General features: G+C 66.1%; 1 pseudogene. It reads right to left on the bottom strand.

From position 1 onward, the window contains the following. Positions 1-80: 80 nt before the first annotated feature. Positions 81-968: pseudogene (locus CQY20_RS33905) on the bottom strand (acetamidase/formamidase family protein); the annotation flags it as partial. Positions 969-1,022 lie beyond the last annotated feature (54 nt).

The following is a 1,022-nucleotide window of genomic DNA, read 5'->3' on the forward strand; positions in this document are numbered from 1 at the left end:
ACCACGCCGACCGCCACATCGGCAGCCTCAATGAAGAATGGCCACCCCGCGGTCGTCATCCACAGAGACGGTCAACAGGTGACGCCGTAGGTCTCCATCCCGCCCTTGATCAGATCAACGTGCATGTCGATGAAGCCGCCCATTTCGATGGCTCCGCAGAAGTTGATCTCACCGTCGCCCTGGGAGAAGTGCAGGTCGCCACCCGAGAGCATGGCGCCTTCGACAAAGACCGGGTAGAAGATCCGGCTGCCCCTGGTGAAGTTCTTGATGTCGTGGTTGCCGCCGTTCTCCCGCGGGGGCACGGTGCGGGCCCCGTCGGCTCCGATGGCGTCCAGCAGCTTGCCGGCGGCGGTGCCGCCGAGCGTCCCCTCTGCCAACGGCGGCAGGGCCAGCGGTGGTACCCGATCGGGATCGGTAGCGATCAGTGCCCGTTCGCGTTCGTTCCACTTGGCCAACAGATCCGGCGACGGCGCGGTGCCGAACAGGCCGGGGTGGGTGATGCCGGTGTAGCGGACGCCGGGCACGTGGCGCGACGTGCACTGCTGACCGTGGAAGTCCCAGATCGCCTTGTAGGCGTCGGGATAGTAGTCGGTGAGGAAGCCGCCGCCGTTCACCTTGGCGAAGATGCCGGAGTAGCCCCAGCCCTCGCCGCAGTTATCGCCCTTGACCTGCGGCACCGGCCCGATGTCGAGGATGTCGACGATCAGCAGGTCGCCGGGTTCGGCACCCTCGACTGCGATCGGCCCCGAGAGCATGTGGCAGGGAGCAAGGTTCACATCGCGGACGTCGTTGGCCGAGTCGTTGTTGCCGATCTGGCCGTCGGTCCACTCCTTGCATTCGATCCGGAATTCACTGCCCGGCTTGACCGTCGCGGCCGCCGGGACGTCGGGATGCCAGCGATTGTGGCCGGGCACCGCCTGATCGCGCATCGACTTGGAATGATCAACGCTGAATACGACCTCGGGCATGCGATGAGTCCTTTCGGTTGGGTGGTTGGCCGCGGGGGCGGCCCGGTCCGGGTT

The organism is Mycolicibacterium agri (assembly GCF_002553505.1).
GTDB classification, from domain to species: Bacteria; Actinomycetota; Actinomycetes; order Mycobacteriales; family Mycobacteriaceae; genus Mycobacterium; species Mycobacterium agri.